The 22,141-nt window shown below is 61.1% G+C and carries 21 protein-coding genes and 2 rRNA genes (1 of these 23 cut by a window edge); 4 read left to right on the forward strand and 19 right to left on the reverse strand.

Going from position 1 to position 22,141, the window contains the following annotated elements; translation table 11 throughout:
• Positions 1–257: 257 nt before the first annotated feature.
• The 3 genes from clpB to rluD form a co-directional block, all read right to left on the reverse strand.
• Entirely contained in the window at positions 258–2,822 is a 2,565-nt protein-coding gene (gene clpB, locus HU725_RS19750) for an ATP-dependent chaperone ClpB (protein ID WP_186478212.1), read from the reverse strand.
• A 141-nt stretch (positions 2,823–2,963) separates the two neighbouring features.
• Positions 2,964–3,704 carry a peptidoglycan editing factor PgeF gene (gene pgeF, locus HU725_RS19755; RefSeq protein WP_186478211.1) on the reverse strand — a complete coding sequence of 247 codons (741 nt, stop codon included), beginning with the start codon at positions 3,702–3,704 and terminating at the stop codon, positions 2,964–2,966.
• Positions 3,701–4,663, reverse strand: a complete 963-nt coding sequence (gene rluD, locus HU725_RS19760) for a 23S rRNA pseudouridine(1911/1915/1917) synthase RluD (protein ID WP_186478210.1) — start codon at positions 4,661–4,663, stop codon at positions 3,701–3,703. The genes pgeF and rluD overlap by 4 nt, the downstream gene beginning before the upstream one ends.
• A 147-nt stretch (positions 4,664–4,810) precedes the next feature.
• Here rluD and HU725_RS19765 point away from each other — a divergent pair, with 147 nt between their 5' ends.
• Positions 4,811–5,830, forward strand: coding sequence for an outer membrane protein assembly factor BamD (locus HU725_RS19765; protein ID WP_060480202.1), 1,020 nt, complete (start codon positions 4,811–4,813; stop codon positions 5,828–5,830).
• Between the two features lie 92 nt (positions 5,831–5,922).
• Positions 5,923–6,153, forward strand: a complete 231-nt coding sequence (locus HU725_RS19770; protein WP_060480201.1) for a PP0621 family protein — start codon at positions 5,923–5,925, stop codon at positions 6,151–6,153.
• A gap of 55 nt (positions 6,154–6,208) precedes the next feature.
• Here HU725_RS19770 and thiO read toward each other — a convergent pair whose 3' ends face one another.
• Genes thiO through HU725_RS19795 form a run of 5 tightly spaced genes read right to left on the reverse strand, consistent with a single transcriptional unit; the run spans position 6,209 to position 9,046 of the window.
• Positions 6,209–7,306 carry a glycine oxidase ThiO gene (thiO, locus tag HU725_RS19775; protein WP_186478209.1) on the reverse strand — a complete coding sequence of 366 codons (1,098 nt, stop codon included), beginning with the start codon at positions 7,304–7,306 and terminating at the stop codon, positions 6,209–6,211.
• Positions 7,307–7,358: 52 nt separating this feature from the next.
• Entirely contained in the window at positions 7,359–7,748 is a 390-nt protein-coding gene (locus HU725_RS19780; protein ID WP_060480199.1) for a type IV pilin protein, read from the reverse strand.
• A 1-nt stretch (position 7,749) separates the two neighbouring features.
• Positions 7,750–8,223, reverse strand: a complete 474-nt coding sequence (locus tag HU725_RS19785; protein ID WP_186478208.1) for a hypothetical protein — start codon at positions 8,221–8,223, stop codon at positions 7,750–7,752.
• Positions 8,220–8,867: a PilW family protein gene (locus HU725_RS19790; protein WP_186478207.1), complete on the reverse strand. Its 648-nt coding sequence runs from the start codon at positions 8,865–8,867 to the stop codon at positions 8,220–8,222. The genes HU725_RS19785 and HU725_RS19790 overlap by 4 nt, the downstream gene beginning before the upstream one ends.
• Positions 8,864–9,046, reverse strand: a complete 183-nt coding sequence (locus HU725_RS19795; protein ID WP_060480196.1) for a prepilin-type N-terminal cleavage/methylation domain-containing protein — start codon at positions 9,044–9,046, stop codon at positions 8,864–8,866. Before HU725_RS19795 ends, HU725_RS19790 begins: the two co-directional genes overlap by 4 nt.
• A 109-nt stretch (positions 9,047–9,155) precedes the next feature.
• Here HU725_RS19795 and HU725_RS19800 point away from each other — a divergent pair, with 109 nt between their 5' ends.
• Complete coding sequence (locus tag HU725_RS19800) at positions 9,156–9,635, forward strand: GspH/FimT family pseudopilin (RefSeq protein ID WP_186478206.1); 480 nt, start codon at positions 9,156–9,158, stop codon at positions 9,633–9,635.
• A 1-nt stretch (position 9,636) separates the two neighbouring features.
• Here the strand turns inward: HU725_RS19800 and ispH are convergent, their stop codons facing one another.
• The 6 genes from ispH to murJ all read right to left on the reverse strand — a co-directional run bounded on the left by ispH (position 9,637) and on the right by murJ (position 16,972).
• A complete protein-coding gene (ispH, locus tag HU725_RS19805; protein WP_186478205.1) occupies positions 9,637–10,584 on the reverse strand; it encodes a 4-hydroxy-3-methylbut-2-enyl diphosphate reductase in 948 nt (315 codons plus the stop codon).
• Between the two features lie 14 nt (positions 10,585–10,598).
• Positions 10,599–11,036 (reverse strand): FKBP-type peptidyl-prolyl cis-trans isomerase, encoded by a 438-nt coding sequence (gene fkpB / locus HU725_RS19810; protein WP_060480193.1) that lies wholly within the window; start codon positions 11,034–11,036, stop codon positions 10,599–10,601.
• Positions 11,029–11,544 (reverse strand): signal peptidase II, encoded by a 516-nt coding sequence (gene lspA, locus HU725_RS19815; RefSeq protein ID WP_060480192.1) that lies wholly within the window; start codon positions 11,542–11,544, stop codon positions 11,029–11,031. Before lspA ends, fkpB begins: the two co-directional genes overlap by 8 nt.
• Entirely contained in the window at positions 11,537–14,368 is a 2,832-nt protein-coding gene (ileS, locus tag HU725_RS19820) for an isoleucine--tRNA ligase (protein WP_186478204.1), read from the reverse strand. The genes lspA and ileS overlap by 8 nt, the downstream gene beginning before the upstream one ends.
• Positions 14,365–15,315 carry a bifunctional riboflavin kinase/FAD synthetase gene (ribF, locus tag HU725_RS19825; protein WP_186478203.1) on the reverse strand — a complete coding sequence of 317 codons (951 nt, stop codon included), beginning with the start codon at positions 15,313–15,315 and terminating at the stop codon, positions 14,365–14,367. Before ribF ends, ileS begins: the two co-directional genes overlap by 4 nt.
• A 118-nt stretch (positions 15,316–15,433) precedes the next feature.
• Entirely contained in the window at positions 15,434–16,972 is a 1,539-nt protein-coding gene (gene murJ, locus HU725_RS19830; protein WP_186478202.1) for a murein biosynthesis integral membrane protein MurJ, read from the reverse strand.
• Positions 16,973–17,222: 250 nt separating this feature from the next.
• Here murJ and rpsT point away from each other — a divergent pair, with 250 nt between their 5' ends.
• The gene (gene rpsT / locus HU725_RS19835; protein ID WP_003247625.1) at positions 17,223–17,501 is read left to right on the forward strand and encodes a 30S ribosomal protein S20; all 279 of its coding nucleotides are present in this window, start codon (positions 17,223–17,225) and stop codon (positions 17,499–17,501) included.
• Positions 17,502–17,750: 249 nt separating this feature from the next.
• On the opposite strand, the gene HU725_RS19840 is transcribed toward rpsT, so the two are convergent.
• The 5 genes from HU725_RS19840 to HU725_RS19860 all read right to left on the reverse strand — a co-directional run.
• On the reverse strand, positions 17,751–20,051 hold the full coding sequence (locus tag HU725_RS19840; RefSeq protein ID WP_186478201.1) for a PqiB family protein: 2,301 nt from the start codon (positions 20,049–20,051) through the stop codon (positions 17,751–17,753).
• The gene (locus tag HU725_RS19845; protein ID WP_060480187.1) at positions 20,044–20,667 is read right to left on the reverse strand and encodes a paraquat-inducible protein A; all 624 of its coding nucleotides are present in this window, start codon (positions 20,665–20,667) and stop codon (positions 20,044–20,046) included. The genes HU725_RS19840 and HU725_RS19845 overlap by 8 nt, the downstream gene beginning before the upstream one ends.
• Positions 20,654–21,313 (reverse strand): paraquat-inducible protein A, encoded by a 660-nt coding sequence (locus HU725_RS19850; protein ID WP_060480186.1) that lies wholly within the window; start codon positions 21,311–21,313, stop codon positions 20,654–20,656. The genes HU725_RS19845 and HU725_RS19850 overlap by 14 nt, the downstream gene beginning before the upstream one ends.
• 138 nt (positions 21,314–21,451) lie before the next feature.
• Positions 21,452–21,567: ribosomal RNA gene (rrf, locus tag HU725_RS19855) — 5S ribosomal RNA — on the reverse strand.
• Between the two features lie 128 nt (positions 21,568–21,695).
• Positions 21,696–22,141, reverse strand: a 23S ribosomal RNA gene (locus HU725_RS19860); it runs 2,446 nt beyond the window's last position.

Genomic DNA, 22,141 nt, shown 5'->3' on the forward strand with positions numbered 1-22,141 from the left:
TACATTCTTCGTTTTGCTTGTCAACCACTTTTTTTCGTTCAACTTACTGATTTGTAAGTTGTTTTGCGGCCACCGATGTTGCTGGTGATTCGCTTAGTGCCTGACAACGCGGCGTATATTAGGGTCACTCGTTTTTTGATGCAAGCAAAAATTTCAAAATTTTCAGCGGGTTACCCATAATTGTTGCAGAGCCTCGATTTTGCGGGCGCGCACACGAAAAAAAGCCCCGCAAATGCGGGGCTCGTGTGCAGCGGCGGTCAGGCAAAGACGATTTCGTCGCCCTGCACTTTGGCGGTGATCGCCGTGCCAGGGATGAACTTGCCAGCCAGGATCAGCTGCGCCAATGGGTTCTCGATCCAGCGCTGGATCGCCCGCTTCAGCGGACGAGCGCCATAGACCGGGTCGTAACCCACCGCAATCAGCTTGTCCAACGCCTCTGGGCTCAAAGTCAGCGACAATTCGCGCTCCAGCAGACGGCTGCGCAGGCGGCCAAGCTGGATTTCGGTGATGCCTGCGATCTGCTCGCGGCCCAGTGGCTCGAACACCACCACTTCGTCGATACGGTTGATGAACTCCGGACGGAAGTGCGCGCCCACAGCATCCATCACCGCAGCACGTTGCGCCTCCCGGTCACCCACCAATTCCTGGATCTGCGCAGAGCCCAGGTTGGAGGTCATTACGATCACCGTGTTCCGGAAGTCCACCGTACGGCCATGGCTGTCGGTCAGACGGCCATCTTCGAGCACCTGCAGCAATACGTTGAACACGTCCGGGTGAGCCTTCTCCACTTCGTCCAGCAATACCACCGAGTAGGGTTTGCGACGCACGGCTTCGGTCAGGTAACCGCCCTCTTCATAACCCACATAGCCTGGCGGGGCACCGATCAGGCGAGCCACGGAGTGTTTCTCCATGAACTCGGACATGTCGATACGCACCATGGCCTCCTCGGTGTCGAACAGGAACTCGGCCAGCGCCTTGCACAGTTCGGTCTTGCCCACGCCGGTCGGGCCGAGGAACAGGAACGAACCACTGGGGCGGTTCGGATCGGACAACCCGGCACGCGAGCGGCGCACGGCATTGGCAACGGCGGTTACCGCTTCGCCCTGGCCGATCACCCGCTGGTGCAACAGCTCTTCCATCTTCAGCAGCTTCTCGCGCTCACCTTCAAGCATCTTGGCCACGGGAATACCGGTCCATTTCGATACCACTTCGGCAATTTCTTCCTCGGTGACCTTGTTGCGCAGCAGTTGGTTGTCAGTCTTGCCGTGCTGGTCGACCATCTGCAGGCTGCGCTCCAGGTCTGGGATCACCCCATACTGCAGCTCGGCCATGCGGCTCAGGTCACCCTTGCGACGGGCGCTTTCCAGCTCTTGGCGTGCTTGCTCGATCTTCTGCTGGATCTGCGCCGAGCCCTGCACTTCGGCCTTCTCCGAAGCCCAGATCTCTTCCAGGTCAGAGTACTCGCGCTCCAACCGCTCGATTTCCTCGGTGAGCTTCTCCAGACGCTTCTTGGCCGCCTCGTCCTGCTCTTTTTTCAGTGCCTGGGATTCAACCTTGAGCTGGATCAGGCGACGGTCGAGGCGGTCGAGCACTTCCGGCTTGGAGTCGATTTCCATCCGAATGCGGCTGGCCGCTTCGTCAATCAGGTCAATGGCCTTGTCGGGCAATTGGCGGTCAGTGATGTAGCGATGGCTGAGCTTGGCCGCAGCGATGATCGCCCCGTCGGTGATGGCTACCTTGTGGTGCACTTCATAGCGCTCTTTCAAGCCGCGCAGAATCGCGATGGTGTCTTCCTCGCTCGGCTCTTCCACCAGCACCTTCTGGAAACGGCGCTCCAGCGCCGCGTCTTTCTCGATGAACTGGCGGTATTCGTTGAGCGTAGTCGCGCCCACACAGTGCAACTCACCACGGGCCAGGGCGGGCTTGAGCATGTTGCCAGCGTCCATTGCACCTTCGCCTTTACCGGCGCCAACCATGGTGTGCAATTCGTCGATGAACAGGATGATCTGGCCTTCCTGCTTGGACAGCTCGTTCAGCAGGCCTTTCAGGCGCTCTTCGAACTCGCCCCGATATTTGGCACCAGCAATCAGTGCGCCCATATCCAGCGCAAGCAAACGCTTGCCTTTGAGGCCGTCTGGCACTTCACCGTTGATGATGCGCTGGGCCAGGCCCTCGGCAATGGCGGTCTTACCCACACCAGGCTCACCGATCAGCACGGGGTTGTTCTTGGTACGGCGTTGCAGCACCTGCACCGTGCGGCGGATTTCATCGTCGCGGCCGATCACCGGGTCAAGCTTGCCCTCTTCGGCGCGCTTGGTCAGGTCGACAGTGTACTTGTCCAGCGCCTGACGCGACTCCTCGGCATTGGCGTCGTTCACCGCCGCGCCGCCACGCAGGTTGTTGATGGCGTTTTCCAGGGCCTTCTTGCTTACGCCTTGGCTGAGCAGCAGCTTGCCGAGCTTGCTGTTCTCGTCCATGGCGGCCAGCAATACCAATTCGCTGGAAATGAACTGGTCGCCTTTCTGCTGGGCCAGGCGGTCAGCCTGGTTGAGCAGGCGCGCCAAGTCCTGGGACATGTTCACGTCGCCGGTTGGGTTCTGGATTTTCGGCAACTGATCAAGTTCTTTGACCAAAGCCTGGCGCAGGCTGTTGATGTCGAAACCAACCTGCATCAGCAGCGGTTTGATCGAACCACCCTGCTGCTCGAGCAGTGCCTGCAAAAGGTGCACGGGCTCGATGGCGGGGTGATCCATGCCAACGGCCAGGGATTGGGCATCGGATATTGCAAGCTGAAGCTTGCTGGTCAAACGGTCTATTCGCATGGGGTTACCTTCCTTTAAAGGGCAGGTAGGAGCGATGGACAGCGCCTGTTCGTGAAGAAACCTGCCTGAGATGACCTTATAGATAAGGTTGATTCTGGAAGTTTCAAGCGTAGCGGGGTTGACCGAGGTCAGCTTTTTTGATTAGCGCCCGGTGAGCCAGACCAACGAGGCAAAGCGCCCGCCTTGGGGGGTGCGCCGATAGGAGAAAAAGCGGGCATCGTTGACCGTGCAGTAGCCCCCGCCATAAACGGCACACACACCCCTTGCCGCCAAGCGAATTCGCGCCAGCTCGTAGATGTCGGCCATCAGTTTGCCCGGCCGCTGCCCCTCGACGAACGCCCTGGCAGCTTCAGGGTGCACAGCGGTAAAGGCATCGCGCACCTCCAGGCCAACTTCGAAGGCCTTGGGGCCGATGGCCGGGCCAAGCCAGACCAGCACCTCTTCAGGCGCTAGTGCCAGGCGCTCGAGGGTCGCCTCGAGCACGCCGCCGGCTAGCCCGCGCCAGCCGGCATGGGCGGCGGCCACGCGTGTACCGGCACGGTCGCAGAACAGCACCGGCAGGCAATCGGCAGTCATCACGGCGCAGGCGATGCCCGGTTGGTCGGTCCAGCTGGCATCGGCTTGGCTAACGACGGCCGGGTCGGCATCGGCCACTACCAGGCCATGCACCTGCTTGAGCCAGGCGGGCTGGATGTCGAAGGTATGGCTCAGGCGCTGACGGTTCGCGGCGACCGCGGCAGGGTCGTCGCCTACGTGGTCGCCAAGGTTGAAGGTTTCATAGGGCGGCAGGCTGACACCGCCCGCGCGGGTGGTGACACAGGCGCGCACCGAGGCCGGGGCAGGCCAATCGGGAAATAGCAGCGACTGCGTCAGGCCGGTCATCCAACGAAACTCTCGCGGTCGTGGTTCAACAGCGAAAGCAGCCAGACGAAGTCATCCGGCAACGGCGATTCCCATTTCATGATTTCGCCGGTGATCGGGTGAGCCAATGCCAGGAAGCGGGCATGCAGCGCCTGGCGCGGGAAAGCCTTCACTGCTTCGACCATGGTTGGGCTGGCCGCTGGCGGGATGCGGAAGCGCCCGCCGTAGGTCTGATCGCCCACCAACGGGAAGCCGACATGGGCCATGTGCACGCGGATCTGGTGCGTACGGCCGGTTTCCAGCTTCACACGCACGTGGGTATGCGAGCGGAAGCGTTTGAGCACGCGGTAGTGGCTGACGGCAGGCTTGCCGCCGTCGGTCACCGCCATACGCTGACGCATGCCGCCGTGGCGGCCGATCGGGGCATCGATCTTGCCCCCAGCGGTGACCACGCCAATCACGATGCATTCGTAGATACGGCTGACCTTGCGCGCCTGCATCTGCTCGACCAGCTTGGTCTGGGCTTGCAGAGTCTTGGCCACGACCATCAGCCCGGTGGTGTCTTTGTCCAGGCGATGGACGATACCGGCGCGCGGCACGTTGACGATATCGGGCACGTGGTGCAGCAAGGCATTGAGCAGCGTACCGCTGGCATGCCCGGCAGCCGGGTGCACAACCAGCCCGGCAGGCTTGTTGATCACCATGATGTGCTCGTCCTCGTAGACGATATCCAGCTCGATATCTTCTGCGACCCACTCGCCCTGGGCCTCTTGCTCGGCCTCAAGCACGAGTTGCGAGCCACCATGGACGAGGTCGCGAGGGCGCACGACTGCGCCATCGACCGTCAGGCGGCCTTCTTTGATCCACGAAGTAAGCCGCGAACGCGAATACTCGGCGAACAATTGGGCGGCGACCTGGTCGAGGCGTTGACCGCCCAAATCGGACGGTACCTCTGCGCTAAGTTGAATGATCTCGGACATGCTCGATTCGGCGGGCGCACAGCCTTTGGTTTCGGCTGCGAGCTTGTGGTTAAATACGGCTTCTTTTGTCCCGGGGTTGGCCGGGGCGCTCATCATAACAGGACGGCACCGCCCAAGACAGCGGCCGTCAAAGGGACGCAAGCCGCCATGCAAGTGAAACACCTGCTGCTGATCGCCATCCTCGGGCTCACCGCGGCCTGTTCCTCCAATAAGGAAGTCATTGACGAGAACCTCAGTGAGGCCGAGCTGTATCAACAGGCTCAGGCTGATCTGGACAACTCCAGCTACACCAGCGCCGTGAACAAGCTCAAGGCCCTGGAGTCGCGTTACCCATTCGGCCGTTACGCCGACCAGGCGCAGCTCGAGCTGATCTACGCCAACTACAAGAACTCCGAGCCCGAAGCTGCCAAGTCGGCCGCCGAGCGCTTCATTCGTCTGCACCCGCAGCACCCGAACGTGGACTACGCCTACTACCTCAAGGGCCTGACCTCGTTCGACCAGGACCGTGGCCTGCTGGCGCGCTTCCTGCCGCTGGACATGACCAAGCGTGACCCGGGCGCCGCCCGCGACTCGTACAACGAGTTCGCCCAGCTGACCAGCCGCTTCCCCAACAGCCGCTACGCCCCCGATGCCAAGCAGCGCATGATCTACCTGCGCAACCTGCTGGCGGCCTACGAAATCCACGTGGCCGACTATTACCTGGGCCGCCAGGCTTACGTGGCAGCTGCCAACCGTGGCCGCTACGTGGTCGAGAACTTCCAGGAAACCCCATCGGTCGGCGACGGCCTGGCCGTAATGGTCGAGGCGTATCAGAAGATGCATTTGGACGAGCTGGCTGCAACCAGCCTGGAAACCTTAAAGCTCAACTACCCAGACCATCCAAGCCTGGTAGATGGCCAATTCCAGCCCCAGCAGACCGAATCTGACGGCCGCAGTTGGTTGTCCAAGGCCACCCTGGGCCTGATCGAAACCGATACACCGCTGCCGCCGGGCGAAACCCGCGCCAACCAGGATGTGGTCAAGCAGTTCCAGGATGCGCGCGACGAGATGCCGCGAGAGCTGCTGCCTGAAGACGAAAACGGCGACCCGATCGTGCCAGCAGGCCCGAAAGAGGCCGAGAAAGACCGCTCGTGGTTCAGCTACATGACCTTTGGTCTGTTCGACTGACACAAGCATCATGAGAAAGGGAGGCCCAGGCCTCCCTTTTTTCATGGCTGCGCCCTAGACTGTCGGCTTCTACCACCAACAAGCTGGACATCATGGTTCGCCTACTTTTCTGGATCGCCCTGATCGCCGCCGCGTTCTGGCTGTGGCGCAAATTCAAAGTCAGCCAGCAATCACACGCCGAGCCCAAGCTCGATGCGCCGCTGCAGATGGTGCGCTGTGCGCACTGCGGCGTTCACCTGCCCAACGACCGTGCGCTACAACAAGGCGCCCAATGGTATTGCAGCCAGGCTCACCTGCAACAGGGGCCTGGGCCATCTCGGTAAGCCTGGCACGTGTGAGGCCCATCGACACTCAGGGGCGCGCGCACCGGGCCGGCTTTCAGGCTAGTCGCCCCTCTGGCGCATAAGGTGCCGGGTCGATGATCGGTTCGCCCCCCGTCAGCAAATCGGTGAACAACTGGCATGACGCCGGCGCCAGCACCAAGCCGTTACGGTAATGCCCGCAATTCAGCCATAGCCCTTGATGCCCTGGCACCGGCCCGATGTAGGGAACGCCCTCTGGCGAGCCTGGGCGCAATCCCGCCCAGTGCGCCACGACCGTGGCATCCTTGAGTGCAGGCAGCAGCTCGATGGCCGATGCCTTGAGGCTGGCAAGCGCCGCTTCAGTTGGCGTCTTGTCGTAACCGGCATGCTCCAGGGTACTGCCCACCAGAATGTGCCCGTCCCGACGTGGAATGGCGTAGCGCCCCTTTGCCAGTACCATGCTCGGTAGGAAGTCTTCGGCACATTTGAACAGGATCATCTGGCCCTTCACCGGCTCCACTGGCAACTCCAGCCCCACCGTGCGCAGTAGATCGCCGCTCCAGGCGCCGGCACTGAGCACCACATCATCTGCAGCCAGCACGCCTTCGGCGGTTCGCACCCCCGTCACCCGCCCATTTTCATGGACGAAACCACTGACCTGGCAATGCTCGCGCAAGGACACGTTAGGCAACGCCAGCAGCGCTGCCTTAAGCGACTTCACCAGCCGAGGGTTGCGCACGTTGGCCACACCGGCCATGAAGACCGCATGCTTGAAGCCAGGGCCCAATACCGGTACAGCGTCGTAGGCGGCTGAAATATCCACGGCACTGAGTGGCCGCTGTTCACGCGCGGCCCAGGCCAGGGCCTGGGCTTCATCGTCCAGATCGAGCCAGTACAGCCCCGTGGTATGAACTTGTGGATCGATCCCCGTGGTGGCGAACAGGCGCTCGCCCAACTGCGGGTAATAATCCTGCGACCAGTGCGCCAGCGCGGTAACCGCCGGGCTGTACCGCCATGGATAAAGGGGCGAAACGATGCCGCCACCGGCCCATGAAGACTCACGGCCCACTTCGCCCTGGTCACACACCACCACCTGGCCAACCTTCGCCGCCAGATTGTATGCGGTCAGCAGGCCGATCACGCCGCCACCGACCACCACTACTTGCTTGCTCATCTGTCGATCCAACACCTGAAGTAAATCCGCGATGCCTGGGCACCTCCAACCGTCAGCTTCCCCAGCAGCGCTCACTGCCGCCAACAGCGCCCGGATTACTCCGCACACCTGCCTGGTCGAGCTGATAGTCGCCACAGCGATCCTCGGCCATCAGGCCACTTGGCAGCCTGCGAGCGATCAGCGTGAAGGTGTCGCTGTCACGCAGGGCCTGCAAACGGTAATGGCGGTTGCCAGCGGGCAGTTGTGGATCGCCTTCGGCGTACTGGCCGGTGCGCACGCGGTGGTGCTCCAGGCGCAGGGCAGCATCATGCAGCAGGCCAACCACTTCGCTTCGTGCGGCCCGCCTGAGCTGTTCGCTGTAACTGGGGTAGGCAATGGCTGCCAGAATGCCGGTCACGGCCACGACAATCAACAACTCGATCAGCGTCATCCCTTGCTGCATGTCAGTCTTGCCTCAGTCTCTGCCGCCAAAGGATACGCTTGGGGGCCTGTGGTTGAGCGGTTGGTATGGCATAAACGGCTTCCAGCACCTGCCTGGCTGATGGCTGCCGGCTCACGGCTGTCACTCGGTACAACGTGACCGATTCACCTTCGGGCATGTGTACTGCGCGCTCGGCTTGGCCAAGGTTCTGCAAATGGAAATAGCCAAGCTCGTGGCTTTGCCAGCGGCCGCGCAGGTCATGCGGGCCTGCCGGTGGCAGGCAGTCGTTGCACGGCGCTGGCGGTGAGCGCTGCAGTGCTTGCAGGCCTGCCAGCAGTACAGTGTCGGCGTCTTTAAGGGCCTGCAGACTCTCGCGCATGGCACTGCTCAACCGGGTCTCGATCAGCGCTTGGCGCAAGGCCGAGGTGGCCAGTAAGGCCAGCAACAGGTTGAATACCAAGGCCAGTAAAAGCACCATCCCGCGTTCACGGTTCATGAGTCGGCACCCAAATTGCGTAACGCTATGCTGATTTCGTGACGCTGTTCCAGTTGCAGCGTTGGCTCGAACAACGTCAGGGCTATGTCGATACGCCCGGCACCTGGCGTTTTTTCATGAGTGACCTGCATCTGGCGTACGTGCTCGATCAGCGGCTGGGTACTGCGACCCCACACGAAATACAGCGTCGAGTCCCTTAACTCGTAGCGGTGACGGCTAAGCCGAAAGGCCATGTGCTCCCCGAAATGCGCCGGGGGCAGGTCGGAAACCACGGCCTTTTTTCGGCAGTCAGTGAACAGCGTCCAGTCAGGCTTGCCGGTGTAGGCAGAGGTTTCGGCCACCACCAGTTCCAGGCTCGACGGCCCAATCAGCAGCGGCTGGGCCAATGCCTGCCGAGCCAATGGGTCCTTGATGTCGTCGGGCCTGAGCTGCAGGCATCCGAACATGCCGGCCATCCGGACATCCTGGGCCATGCGCAGCAACGCCAGCCGCGCATCGTCCTGAAGCCGCAGCGCAGCCCCCTGCAGCCGCCAAGCTTGATGGCTGGCCACCAACAGCTGGCTGGCAGCCGTCAGCACCATCAGCCCCATTGCCAAGGCAAGCATCGCCTCCAGCAACCCGAAGCCTGCCTGGGTTCGCCTCACGGCTGGCCCCGCTCGTGTTGGCTGTACCGCGCGAAAGCCTCGCCACCCTCACGGCGCGCGCTGTCGGTCATTTGCAAAGCCTTCAACTCAATGGCGGCCGAGGCGACTATGCCAACGGCCACCACCACGACAGCCAGTAGCACTTCCAGGAGCGTCGTGCCCCGTTGCTTGTTGCGCATCCCTGCACCTCCCGCGACTTTTCCTTCAATGGCATTGAATCTCGTCGACTGGACCGTTGGCCCAATGACCGTGAAGCTACAGCGAAGCACTTCCAGGGAGGAATGCACGGTGAGGCAACGTGGTGTAACACTGATTCAAATGATGTTGGCAGTGGCCATGGTCGCCTTGCTCACACAGCTCGGTATGCCTGCCTACGCGAGGTTGAGCGAAAATCTGCATGGGGAAGCGGCGGCTCGCGAACTGGCCCAGGCGCTGCGAAGTGCGCGTGGCCACGCCGTGCTGCAAGGCCGGGAAGTGTTGGTACGGCCTATCGAGAATGACTGGGGCAAAGGTTGGCGGGTGCTGCTCGCACACAACCAGCAACTGCTGCGCGAACATCGGCTGGCACGGCCGATGAAAATAGCGGAAAACGCAGGTGGGCAAGTGACATTCAATGCCCAGGGAATGCCAGAGGGGCGCTTCGGCGCGACGCTGAGCGTGTGCGAACGTACATCAACGCGCCGCTCACACACTGTAGTGATATCTCGTGCTGGCAAAATCGACCTGCGCACAGGTGAGACGGCAGGCTCACCGTGCGCAGGCACCTGACTCAGATCAGCGAACGAACTCGCAGCTCTTTGGGCATGGAGAAGGTGATGTTCTCCGGCCGCCCATCAAGCTCTTCGGCGCCCGTCGCGCCCCAGGCCTTGAGCTGGTCGATCACGCCACGCACCAGCACTTCAGGGGCCGAAGCGCCGGCAGTGATGCCGATGCGCGCTGCCTGGTCGAACCAGTTGCGCTGCAGGTCTTCGGCACCGTCGATCAGGTAGGCCGGGGTGCCCATGCGCTCAGCCAGCTCGCGCAGGCGGTTGGAGTTCGAGCTGTTAGGGCTGCCGACCACCAGTACTACATCGCATTCGCCGGCCAGTTGCTTGACCGCATCCTGGCGGTTTTGCGTGGCGTAGCAGATGTCGTCCTTGCGCGGGCCGCCAATGTTGGGGAAACGTGCGCGCAGGGCATCGATGACACGGCTGGTGTCGTCCATCGACAGCGTGGTCTGGGTCACGAAAGCCAGGTGATCTGGGTCGTTGACCTGCAACTGGGCAACATCGTCTTCGTCTTCGACGAGGTAGATGGCGCCCCCATTGCTCGGGTCATACTGCCCCATGGTGCCTTCGACCTCCGGGTGCCCTTCGTGGCCGATAAGGATGCACTCTCGGCCGTCACGGCTGTACTTGGCCACTTCGATATGCACCTTGGTGACCAGTGGGCAGGTCGCGTCGAATACCTTCAGGCCACGACTGGCAGCTTCCTGGCGCACAGCTTGGGAAACACCGTGAGCACTGAAGATGACGATGACATCATCCGGCACCTGGTCCAGCTCTTCGACGAAGATGGCGCCGCGATTGCGCAGGTCTTCCACCACGAACTTGTTGTGCACCACCTCGTGACGCACATAGATCGGCGGGCCGAAGACTTCCAGCGCACGGTTGACGATCTCGATCGCCCGGTCGACCCCCGCGCAGAAGCCGCGCGGGTTGGCGAGTTTGATTTGCATGATCGGCTCCAGGCCTACAGGGCCTTGACCTCGAGGATCTCCACCTCGAAGGTCAGGGTCTTGCCAGCCAGTGGGTGATTGAAATCGATGGTCACCTGGTCGTCGTCGAAGGCTTTGACCACACCCGGCAGCTCGGTGTTGGCGGCATCGTTGAAGATGATCAGCAGCCCTTCGGACAGCTCCATGTTTTCGAAGTTGGAGCGTGGCATGACCTGCACGTTCTGTGGGTTGGGCTGACCGAAAGCGTTCTCCGGCGCCACCGCAACGGTGCGCTTGTCACCTGCCTTGAAACCGAACAACGCATTTTCGAAGCCTGGCAGCAGATTGCCGTCGCCGACCTTGAACGTAGCCGGAGCCTTGTCGAAGGTGCTGTCGACGGTATCGCCGTTTTCCAGGTGCAGCGCGAAGTGCAGAGTGACTTCGGTGTTCTGGCCGATACGGGTGTCAGTCATGGACTGGTTCCTCGGACTTCTTGCTCTTGAACATATCCAGCGCCAGCATCACCGCACCAACGGTGATGGCGCTGTCGGCCAGGTTGAAGGCCGGGAAGTAATGACGGTTTTGCCAATGCACCAGGATGAAGTCGACCACATGGCCAAGCACGATGCGGTCGTAAAGGTTGCCCAGCGCACCGCCGAGCACCAGCGCCAGCGCCACCGCCAGCCAGGTTTCACCGCGCCCAAGGCGCTTGAGCCAGACCACCAGCACCGCACTGACCACCACCGCAATCAGGGCGAACAGCCAGCGCTGCCAACCGGCGCCATCAGCCAGGAAACTGAAGGCAGCACCGGTGTTGTAGGCCAGTGTCCAGCTGAAGTAGTCAGGGATGACGACGATCTGCTGGTACATGGTCAGGGCGTTGTCGAAATACAGCTTGGTGGCCTGGTCGAGGACCAGCACCAGCAAGCTCAGCCACAGCCATGCAAGGCGCCCGAAACGCCCCGCTGCAGGGTTAGGCATAGTGGCGCACCTCGCCTTGGCCGGTCAGGTTGTCCACGCAACGGCCACAGATTTCCGGGTGCTCCGGGTGGCTGCCGACGTCGGCGCGGAAGTGCCAGCAACGGCCGCACTTGGCGTGGCCTGACTTGACCACCTGCAGCTTCAGGCCCTCCACTTCGGTAGCCACGGCCTCGGCCGGCGCCTGGGCGAACGGCACCACGCTGGCGGCGGAGGTAATCAGTACGAAGCGAAGCTCGTCGCCCAGCTTGTTCAGGTCGGCCATCAGGCTTTGCTCAGCGAACAAGGTGACTTCGGCCTGCAGGTTGCCACCGATGACCTTGGCGGTACGCTGGTTTTCCAGCTCCTTGTTGACCGCAGCCTTCACGGCCATGACGCGGTCCCAGTAGGCGCGGTCCAGCTCGGTGCCTTCTGGGAGCTCGGCCAGGCCCTGATACCAGCCGTTGAGCATCACCGACTCGTTGCGCTCACCCGGCAGGTACTGCCAGATTTCGTCGGCGGTGAACGCCAGGATCGGTGCGATCCAGCGCACCAGTGCCTCGCTGATGTGGTACAGCGCGGTTTGGCAGGAACGGCGCGCGACACTGTTTGCGCCAGTGGTGTACTGGCGGTCCTTGATGATGTCGAGGTAGAAGCCGCCCAACTCCTGCACGCAGAAGTTGTGGATCTTCGAGTAGACGTTCCAGAAGCGGTATTCGCCGTAGTGCTCTTCCAGCTCGCGCTGCAGCAGCAGGGTACGGTCCACAGCCCAGCGGTCCAGGGCGATCATCTCCTGCGGGGCCAGCAGGTCGGTTGCCGGGTTGAAACCACTCAGGTTGGAAAGCAGGAAGCGCGCAGTGTTGCGGATACGGCGGTAGGCATCGGCGCTGCGCTGCAGGATCTGCTCCGACACGGCCATCTCGCCGGAGTAATCGGTCGCGGCCACCCACAGGCGCAGGATATCCGCACCCAAGGTATTGTTGACCTTTTCTGGCTCGATGGTGTTGCCCAGCGACTTGGACATCTTGCGGCCGCTTTCGTCCACGGTGAAGCCGTGGGTCAGCAGCTCGCGGTACGGCGCGTGGCCGTCGATGGCGCAACCGGTCAGCAAGGACGAGTGGAACCAGCCGCGGTGCTGGTCGGAACCTTCCAGGTACAGGTCGGCACGTGGCCCGGTGGCGTGGCCGATGTCGTGGGAGCCACGCAGCACGTGCCAGTGGGTGGTGCCGGAGTCGAACCAGACGTCCAGGGTGTCGGAGATCTTGTCGTACTGGGCCGCTTCGTCACCCAGCAATTGGGCGGCGTCCAGTTTGAACCAGGCTTCGATGCCCTCTTGCTCGACGCGCTTGGCCACGGCCTCCATCAGCTCGACGGTGCGCGGGTGCAGCTCGCCGGTCTGCTTGTGCAGGAAGAATGGGATCGGCACGCCCCAGTTGCGTTGACGCGAGATGCACCAGTCTGGGCGGTTGGCGATCATCGAATGCAAGCGCGCCTGGCCCCAGGCCGGGACGAATTTGGTGTCTTCGATGGCCTTGAGTGCACGTTCGCGCAGCGGCTCGCCAGTGCTCGGCTGCTTGTCCATGCCGACGAACCACTGCGCGGTGGCGCGGTAGATCAGCGGCGTCTTGTGGCGCCAGCAGTGCATGTAGCTGTGGCTGATGGTTTCGGTATGCATCAGCGCGCCGACTTCGCTGAGCTTGTCGACGATCGCCGGGTTGGCCTTCCAGATGAACTGGCCGCCAAAGAATGGCAGCGATTCGACGTATACGCCGTTGCTCTGCACCGGGGTCAGGATATCGTCGTTGACCATGCCATAGCGCTTGCAGGTGACGAAGTCGTCTTCACCGTAGGCCGGGGCCGAGTGCACCACGCCAGTGCCTGCGCCCAGTTCTACGTACTCGGCCAGGTACACAGGCGACAGGCGGTCGTAGAACGGGTGGCGGAAATCGACCAGTTCCAGGGCCGAGCCTGGCGCGGTGGCGATCACCGAACCTTCCAGGTTGTAGCGCTTGAGGCAAGACTCTACCAGCTCTTCGGCCAGCACCAGCAGACGCTCGCCGGTATCAACCAAGGCGTACTTGAAGTCTGGGTGGATGTTCAGCGCCTGATTGGCCGGGATGGTCCACGGGGTGGTGGTCCAAATCACGATAGCAGCCGGTTTGGCCAGCGACGCCAGGCCGAAGGCGGCAGCCAGCTTGGCCTCATCGGCAGCCGGGAAGGCCACGTCGATGGTCTGGGATTTCTTGTCGGCGTATTCGACCTCGGCCTCGGCCAGGGCCGAACCGCAATCGAAGCACCAGTTCACAGGCTTGAGGCCTTTGAACACGAAGCCTTGCTTGACCATTTCGGCCAGGGCGCGGATTTCACCGGCCTCGTTGGCGAAGTTCATGGTCTTGTACGGGTTGTCCCAGTCACCCAGCACACCTAGGCGGATGAACTCGGTCTTCTGCCCTTCGATCTGCTCGGCGGCATACTCACGGCACAGCTCACGGGTGCGGTCTGCGGTCAGGTGCTTGCCGTGGGTGACTTCGACCTTGTGTTCGATCGGCAGGCCGTGGCAGTCCCACCCAGGGACGTAGGGCGCGTCGAAGCCGGACAGCGTCTTGGAACGGACGATCATGTCCTTGAGGATCTTGTTCAGCGCATGACCGATGTGAATCTTGCCGTTGGCATAGGGCGGGCCGTCGTGCAGGACGAATTTCGGACGATCCTTGCCAATTTCGCGCAGCTTCTGGTACAGGCCAATGCTGTCCCAGCGCTGCAGGATCTGCGGTTCGCGCTGAGGCAGGCCGGCCTTCATGGGGAAGGCGGTGTCCGGAAGGTTTAGCGTGGCTTTGTAGTCGGTCATTTCAGGCTCTTCGTTAGCGGTTGAGCGTGCCAATGTGCACGTGCGGCGGCGATATCCGCATCGATCGCCGACTTCAGCGCCTCCAGGGAGGCGAATCGCTGCTCTTCACGCAGCTTGTGGTGGAATTCCACCGTCAGGCGCCGGCCATACAGATCGCCGGCATAATCCAGTAGATGAATCTCGAGGTGCGGGCGGCCGTCACCGGCCACCGTCGGGCGCACGCCAATGTTGCCCACACCCGGCCAGGCCTTGCCATCGATCTCGATGCTGGCCAGGTAAACCCCGGACAGCGGCACGCGGCGGCGCTTGAGCTGGATGTTGGCGGTCGGTGTGCCGAGCTGGCGGGCCAGCTTCTGGCCATGCATTACGCGGCCAGTGATACGGTACGGGCGGCCCAGCAGGTGCTCGGCCAGCTCGAAGTCGCCTTCGGCCAGCGCCTTGCGCACTTCAGTGCTGCTGACCCGCAAGCCGTCCTGAATCACCGTGTCGGCGGCTTCGACGGTAAAACCGTATTGCTTGCCGGCCGCGACCAGGAAGGCAAAATCGCCAGCGCGGTCGCAACCGAAGCGAAAATCGTCACCTACCTCAAGGTGGCGTACCCCCAGGCCATCGACCAGGATCGCCTTGACGAACGCCTGCGCGCTGAGCTGGCTCAGGCGCTGGTTGAATGCAAGGCACAGCACCCGGTCGACGCCTTCGCCAGCCAGCAGCTCGACCTTGTCGCGCAGGCGGGCCAGCCGGGCCGGCGCGGTATCGGGGGCGAAGTATTCGCGCGGCTGCGGCTCGAAGGTCACCACGCAGGTCGGCAGGCCCAGTTCCTGGCCACGCTCGCGCAGGCGCGCCAGGATAGCCTGGTGGCCACGGTGAACCCCGTCGAAGTTGCCAATGGTGGCGACACAGCCCCGGTGCTCGGGGCGCAGGTTGTGAAGACCTCGAACCAGCTGCATAACGCGCTTCTTGCTCATAAAGTGGCCGATTATAACCACACCCGGGCGCCGGTGACAGGCAGCAGCGCCCAGGGGTGACATGGAATACGAAAAACCGACGCCTGACCCGCCTTCTACCTCAATGCAGGGCCTTGCGGGCGAAATGCCGGGGCCGGAAACCACACACGTACAGGCAACCGAAATAGGTCACCACCCCCGCCGCGATCAATGCACCCAGGCGCAGGAACCGTTCCAGCATGTTGCCTTGCTCCCAGGCTGGCAGGTAGTGCATGCCCAACAGCAGCACCGCTGCCATCAGCGTAACGGCCAGCACCAGCTTGAGCAGGTAGATGGCCCAGCCAGGTTGCGGCTGAAATAGCTGCTGGCTGCGCAGCTTCCAGAACAGCAGACCTGCGTTCAGGCAGGCGCCCAGGCTGATGGCCAGGGCAAGGCCGGCGTGCTGCAGTGGGCCGATCAATGCCAGGTTGAACAGTTGCGTGCAGACCAGGGTGAAGATCGCAATCTTCACCGGGGTACGGATATTCTGCTGCGCATAAAAGCCAGGTGCCAGCACCTTGACCAGAATGATCGCCAGTAGGCCGACCGAGTAGGCGATGAGCGCACGCTGGGTCATCGCGGCGTCGAAAGCGCTGAACTTGCCGTACTGAAACAGTGCCACGGTCAGCGGCTCGGCGAGGATCGCCAGGGCCAGGGTACACGGCAGCACCAACAGAAAGCACAGGCGCAGCCCCCAATCCATGATTCGCGAGTACTCCTCCCGGTCCTTGTTGGCATAGGTTTTAGCCAGTGTCGGCAGCAAGATGGTGCCAAGGGCAACGCCCAGTACACCGGATGGCAGCTCCATAAGGCGGTCAGCGTAATACATCCACGACACTGAGCCGGCCACCAGAAAGGAGGCGAAGATGGTGTTGATGATCAGCGATATCTGGCTCACCGACACCCCAAGGATCGCCGGCAGCATCTGCTTGAGCACACGCCATACCCCGGCATCGCGCAGGTTCAGCCGTGGTAGGACAAGCATGCCGATCTTCTTCAGCGCGGGCAGTTGATACAGCAACTGCGCAAGGCCACCGGCCAGCACCCCCCAGGCCAAGGCCATGATCGGAGGGTTGAAGTAGGGGGTGAGCAGCAGGGCGAAGATGATCATCGCCACGTTGAGCAGGGTTGGGGTGAACGCAGGGACGCTGAACCGGTTCCAGGTGTTGAGGATTGCCCCGGCCAGGGACGACAGCGAAATCAGCAATATATAAGGGAAGGTTACCCGAAGCAGGTCGGTGGTCAGTGTGTATTTTTCGGCGCTGTCGACAAAGCCTGGGGCTGTGGCCCAGACCACCCAGGGCGCTGCGACGATGCCGATGGCCGTGACCAAGGCCAGCACAAGGGTCAGCAGGCCGCTGATGTAGGCAATGAAAGTGCGCGTTGCTTCCTCGCCTTGCTGGGTCTTGTATTCGGCCAGGATCGGCACGAATGCCTGGGAAAACGCCCCTTCGGCGAAGATCCGCCGTAGCAGGTTGGGCAGCTTGAAGGCGATGAAGAAGGCGTCGGTGGCGATACCGGCACCGAAGACGCGGGCCAGAATGGTGTCGCGCACAAAGCCCAGCACCCGCGAAACCATGGTGATGGAGCTGACTGCAGCCAGGGATTTGAGCAGATTCATCGAAAAGATTCACGCCAGGGACAGAGGGCGCTGCCAGACAGCGTCCGAATGTGCGATACTCCCGCGCCTTCGCAGGGGAGCCAAAAATTCCCGAGTTTACAGGTAGCACGGCAGAAAGGAACATTTCCTGCCCGTTACTGCACCACTCGGCGGAACCCTGCAAGTGGCCTTGACATCCGGTCGACTCATCGGCATGATTCGCGGCCTATTTTGTTTGCTATTTACCTAAAGTCTTTCGAGGAGCTCGACGGTGGCCAACACACCTTCCGCCAAGAAACGTGCAAAACAGGCTGAGAAGCGTCGCAGCCACAACGCCAGCCTGCGTTCCATGGTCCGCACCTACATCAAGAATGTAGTCAAAGCCATCGACGCAAAAGACGCCGAAAAAGCGCAAGCCGCTTACGTTCTGGCTGTACCTGTAATCGACCGTATGGCCGATAAAGGCATCATCCACAAGAACAAAGCTGCTCGCCACAAAGGCCGTCTGAATGGCCACATCAAGGCACTGAAAGAAGCTGCAGCTGCCTAAGCGACGTTCTTGTCGAAAAAACCGGCCCTAGGGCCGGTTTTTTTATGCCTGGGGTTCAAGCATGCATCGAGATAGCGCAATCCCCGGTGGGGCTTTAGCCGCGAAACATGCAACGCAGTATAGGGGACCGGCTTTGCCGGTGTTCGCGGGTGAGCCCGCCCCCACGAGGGCTGTGCATACTGCTAGGTAAGCACACCCCCAGTGGGAGCCAACTGTCATTGGCCTACCGACCAGCGATGGTTTTGCTCATCACTTGCCGATCGAGATCTTCGGCGCCCACTGCAGCCAGGCATCTTCAGGCTTGTCGAACAAGGCGAAGGTCTGTTGCGGCCGAGCTGGGTTGCCCATCTGATCGCCCTCCGGTGTAGCGAAGGCAATCCCGCCGTCAATCAGTGTTTCAAGCGACTCGGTGCGCACCGTCGCGCCCTTGAACAGCCCCCAGTCAAAGCCGAAACCACTGCTGTTCCAGAACCGGCTGCCACCGCGCACCAGGGCGGCGTAGCGCGGCTCGATCAGGATATGGATCAACACGCGATCTGCGGTCTGGCCCAACTCGAACCCCGTGACTTTACCCACCGCCACCTCGCGATAGGTAACCGGCACACCCGGCTTGATCGAACCACGTCGCGGCGCACTGAGCGTCAGCGGCAGGCCCACTGGCGCGCCAGACACTTCAGGGGCTTGGGCCAGCGCAATGAAATCACGCTGCGGCCCCCTGTCTTTGACCGCCGGCTGCACCTCAAGGTACTGGCCGCCAATCAGGGTATCGAGGTTCTCGGTACGCACCAGCCCCAACGCCGGCTTCACCACCCAGAACTGCGTACCTTCGCGCGCGATGCGCTCAGCCGCCTCGGTGATCCGCGCTCGCAGTACTACCGCCTGCAAGTCCTTGGTCAAATCCACGCTTTCCACACTGCCCACATCAAGGCCACGAAAGCGAATGGGCGTACCCGCCTTGAGGCCATCAGCGCGATCCACTCTGATGGTTACCAAGGTCCCGGTACGGTTCACGGCTTCTTGGCTCTCCAACAAGCGGAAGCGCGGTATACGGCGCTTGAGCGCCACATTGGGGGTTGGCGTATCGAAAGCGATCCCGCCGGCCATCAGGGTCTGCAACGATTCACTCTTGATCTTGATACCGGACAGCCCGCCGGTCAGGGTGATGCCGCTGACATTCCAGAACCGCGAAGAGCCGTTGACCAGGTTTTCGTATTCTTTCTCGATATGCACACCAATCAGAATGCGCTTGCTGTTGCGGGCAAATTGGTAGCTCTGCACGCTACCTACCTTGACCTGGCGATACATCACCGGGCTGCCGACTTCCAACGAACCCAGGGTATCGGCGAACAGCACCAAATGCAGGCCAGGGGCCTTGAGGTCCAGCGGTGGTGCTTTGGGGCGGGCCTCGAACTCGCGCTGCGGCTTGGCGCCTTTCTCACCAGGGCGGATTGCGATGTAATTACCTTTGACCAGCGCTTCGAGGCCAGTGATGCCCGCCAGGGAAATCGACGGCTTGACCACCCAGAACTGAGTACCTTCGACCAGGTAATCTTCGGTCAATGGGTCCAGTGTCAGCTCGGCAGTAGCACTGGCCAGGTTGTCCTCCATTTTCAGGGTCTTCAACGAACCGACCTGGATACCCTTGTACATCACTGGCGTGCGTCCAGCCTGCAGGCCCTCGTAATCACTGAGTTTGACCTTGACGCGAATACCGGCCTGGGCCGCATCGAAGTCTTCATATAAGCGAAACGGCAAGCTTGGATCGGTGGGTGGGCTGTCTTTACGGTATTCCGGCGTGGCAAAAGCAATGCCACCTGCCACGATGCTCGACAGTGACTCGCTGCGCACCTTCACCCCCGAGAGATCCGCATCGATACTAATGCCGCTGGCATTCCAGAATCGCGTGTGCTTTCGCACCAGGTTTGCGTAGGCTGGCTCGATGAATACCTTCACCTCGACCGTGCTTTGGTCGTCAGACAGACGATAGCTTTTTACCTTACCAACTTGGATCTGTTTGTAGAATATCGGGCTGTCTCGGTTGAGCGACCCCAGCCGCTCGGCCTTGAGCGTCAGGTGCAAGCCTGGCTCACTGTCCGATAGCGGTGGTGCAACTTTCAGTGCCGTAAACCGCCGGGTCGGCTCACCGTCCCCAGGACTGACGGCGATGTAGTTGCCCGACACCAGCGTCTCAAGGCCTGAGATACCGGCCAGGCTGACACTAGGCTTGACCAACCAGAACCGGGTGCCCTTGTTCAAATGCAGTTCGGCGGCCTTGTTCATTTCGATGGTGGCAATCACTCCCTGCTTCTCGCCTTGGGCATCGAGCACAAGTTTGGTCACCTTGCCGACCGGCATCCCTTTGAAGATCACCTCGGTCTTGTTGGCGACAATCCCCTCGCCGGTTTCGAAACGGACTTGGATCTCCACGCCCGAGTCTCGATAGGCCTGCCAGGCCAGCCAGCCCCCGATCAGCAGCGCGATCAATGGCAGGATCCAGATGGCAGACCAGTTGGAGGCAGGACGGGTTTTGGCCATTGGCATGTCACTCATGGTCGTCATCCGACTCCGTGTTATCCCAGATCAGCCGGGGATCGAAAGTTAAAGCAGCGAGCATCGTGAGGATCACCACAGTGGCGAAGGCGACAGCGCCCAAATTGGCTTCGACACTGGCGATGCGGCCGAAATTCACCACTGCCACCAGAATGGCAATGACGAAAATGTCCAGCATGGACCAGCGCCCTATGAATTCGATGAAACGGTACATCAGGATCCGTTGCCGCGCCGACAGCGGCTGGCGCCGCTGAACGGAGTACAGTAAAAGCGCGATCCCTATCAGCTTGAAGGTCGGGACCAGAATGCTGGCGATGAACACCACTGCGGCGATAGGCAACATGCCGTGCTTGAGCAAAGTAATGACGCCAGACATGATGGTGTCGCCGCTACCCTGCCCGAAGGTGCTGACCGTCATGATCGGCAACAGGTTAGCGGGGATATAAAGAATCGAAGCAGTGATCAGCAGCGCCCAAGTGCGGATGATGCTATTGGGGCGCCGCGGGTGCACGATCGCCCCACACCGCGTGCAGGCTTGTGAATCGCCTTCGACTTCCTGGCGATTCAGTTCGTGACATTCATTACAGACCACTATGCCTGCATCAATCGCCCGCATGCAGATCCTCCCCCGACAAAGCGCTCCAGATCTGGTGTGGCGACATCACCACTTCGAGCCAGACCTGAACCAGCAATAGACTGATGAAACAGAACAGGCCCAGGCCAACGGTCAACTCCGCCAAGTCCACAAGCTTGACGATGGCCACCAGCACCCCCATGAAATACACCTCGAGCATGCCCCAGTCGCGCAGGTGGTGATAAATGCGGTAGCACAGCAGTCCATAACTGCGCCCGATATCCAGGCGAATGCTCAGCAGTACAGCCAGCTGACAGAGCAGCTTGAGCAAAGGTACGGCCATGCTGCACAGGAATACCACCACCGCCACGCCCCGCATCTGCGAGTTGTAAAGGCCGAGCACGCCACTCCATACAGTGTCGTCCGAGGTCTGGCCAAGCAGGTGCAGCTGCATAATGGGCAGGAAGTTGGCGGGTATGAACAGCAGCAACGCCGTCAGCACCAGGGCCAGGCTGCGGTTGACCACATTGCGGCGATGGGCATAGAGCTCGTAGCCACAGCGCGGGCATTGGGCTTTTTCGTCATGCTGTAGCACTGGCTTGCGCATGAGCAGGTCGCACTCATGGCAGGCAATCAGCTCGGCCAGTGGCAGCTGCTGCAGAGGTTGAGTCTTATCGGGGTCGGGCATTTGGGGATTCTGAATAGGTACGTCGGTACTATTCTAGTGGTCCCAGCTGCAAAAGTGGGAGACGGCTCACCCCTGTCGTGAAAGCAGAAAAGACAAAACCCCTACCTGCATGCGCAGATAGGGGTTTTGCGAAATGAATCTTGACGATGACCTACTCTCACATGGGGAAACCCCACACTACCATCGGCGATGCATCGTTTCACTACTGAGTTCGGGATGGGATCAGGTGGTTCCAATGCTCTATGGTCGTCAAGAAATTCTGTAGCCAGAATGTCCTGTTGGACAGCCCAGCGAATTCGGATATGCGATTTGTGATGTTGCGAATTTTCGGGTCTTTCGTCTTCACCACCACAATCTGCGCTGCAGATTGCTTGGGTGTTATATGGTCAAGCCTCACGGGCAATTAGTATTGGTTAGCTCAACGCCTCACAGCGCTTACACACCCAACCTATCAACGTCGTAGTCTTCGACGGCCCTTTAGGGGATTCAAGATCCCAGTGAGATCTCATCTTGAGGCAAGTTTCCCGCTTAGATGCTTTCAGCGGTTATCTCTTCCGAACATAGCTACCCGGCAATGCCACTGGCGTGACAACCGGAACACCAGAGGTTCGTCCACTCCGGTCCTCTCGTACTAGGAGCAGCCCCTCTCAAATCTCAAACGTCCACGGCAGATAGGGACCGAACTGTCTCACGACGTTCTAAACCCAGCTCGCGTACCACTTTAAATGGCGAACAGCCATACCCTTGGGACCGGCTTCAGCCCCAGGATGTGATGAGCCGACATCGAGGTGCCAAACACCGCCGTCGATATGAACTCTTGGGCGGTAT

Source organism: Pseudomonas promysalinigenes (assembly GCF_014269025.2).
Taxonomy (GTDB): Bacteria; Pseudomonadota; Gammaproteobacteria; order Pseudomonadales; family Pseudomonadaceae; genus Aquipseudomonas; species Aquipseudomonas promysalinigenes.

What these genes read in the sequence shown, in the direction of transcription:
- clpB (WP_186478212.1), bottom strand. Translation starts at nt 2,822, where the DNA reads ATGCGAATAGACCGTTTGACCAGCAAGCTTCAGCTTGCAATATCCGAT.
- pgeF (WP_186478211.1), bottom strand. Translation starts at nt 3,704, where the DNA reads ATGACCGGCCTGACGCAGTCGCTGCTATTTCCCGATTGGCCTGCCCCG.
- rluD (WP_186478210.1), bottom strand. Translation starts at nt 4,663, where the DNA reads ATGTCCGAGATCATTCAACTTAGCGCAGAGGTACCGTCCGATTTGGGC.
- HU725_RS19765 (WP_060480202.1), top strand. Translation starts at nt 4,811, where the DNA reads ATGCAAGTGAAACACCTGCTGCTGATCGCCATCCTCGGGCTCACCGCG.
- HU725_RS19770 (WP_060480201.1), top strand. Translation starts at nt 5,923, where the DNA reads ATGGTTCGCCTACTTTTCTGGATCGCCCTGATCGCCGCCGCGTTCTGG.
- thiO (WP_186478209.1), bottom strand. Translation starts at nt 7,306, where the DNA reads ATGAGCAAGCAAGTAGTGGTGGTCGGTGGCGGCGTGATCGGCCTGCTG.
- HU725_RS19780 (WP_060480199.1), bottom strand. Translation starts at nt 7,748, where the DNA reads ATGCAGCAAGGGATGACGCTGATCGAGTTGTTGATTGTCGTGGCCGTG.
- HU725_RS19785 (WP_186478208.1), bottom strand. Translation starts at nt 8,223, where the DNA reads ATGAACCGTGAACGCGGGATGGTGCTTTTACTGGCCTTGGTATTCAAC.
- HU725_RS19795 (WP_060480196.1), bottom strand. Translation starts at nt 9,046, where the DNA reads ATGCGCAACAAGCAACGGGGCACGACGCTCCTGGAAGTGCTACTGGCT.
- ispH (WP_186478205.1), bottom strand. Translation starts at nt 10,584, where the DNA reads ATGCAAATCAAACTCGCCAACCCGCGCGGCTTCTGCGCGGGGGTCGAC.
- fkpB (WP_060480193.1), bottom strand. Translation starts at nt 11,036, where the DNA reads ATGACTGACACCCGTATCGGCCAGAACACCGAAGTCACTCTGCACTTC.
- lspA (WP_060480192.1), bottom strand. Translation starts at nt 11,544, where the DNA reads ATGCCTAACCCTGCAGCGGGGCGTTTCGGGCGCCTTGCATGGCTGTGG.
- ileS (WP_186478204.1), bottom strand. Translation starts at nt 14,368, where the DNA reads ATGACCGACTACAAAGCCACGCTAAACCTTCCGGACACCGCCTTCCCC.
- ribF (WP_186478203.1), bottom strand. Translation starts at nt 15,315, where the DNA reads ATGCAGCTGGTTCGAGGTCTTCACAACCTGCGCCCCGAGCACCGGGGC.
- murJ (WP_186478202.1), bottom strand. Translation starts at nt 16,972, where the DNA reads ATGAATCTGCTCAAATCCCTGGCTGCAGTCAGCTCCATCACCATGGTT.
- HU725_RS19840 (WP_186478201.1), bottom strand. Translation starts at nt 20,051, where the DNA reads ATGAGTGACATGCCAATGGCCAAAACCCGTCCTGCCTCCAACTGGTCT.
- HU725_RS19845 (WP_060480187.1), bottom strand. Translation starts at nt 20,667, where the DNA reads ATGCGGGCGATTGATGCAGGCATAGTGGTCTGTAATGAATGTCACGAA.
- HU725_RS19850 (WP_060480186.1), bottom strand. Translation starts at nt 21,313, where the DNA reads ATGCCCGACCCCGATAAGACTCAACCTCTGCAGCAGCTGCCACTGGCC.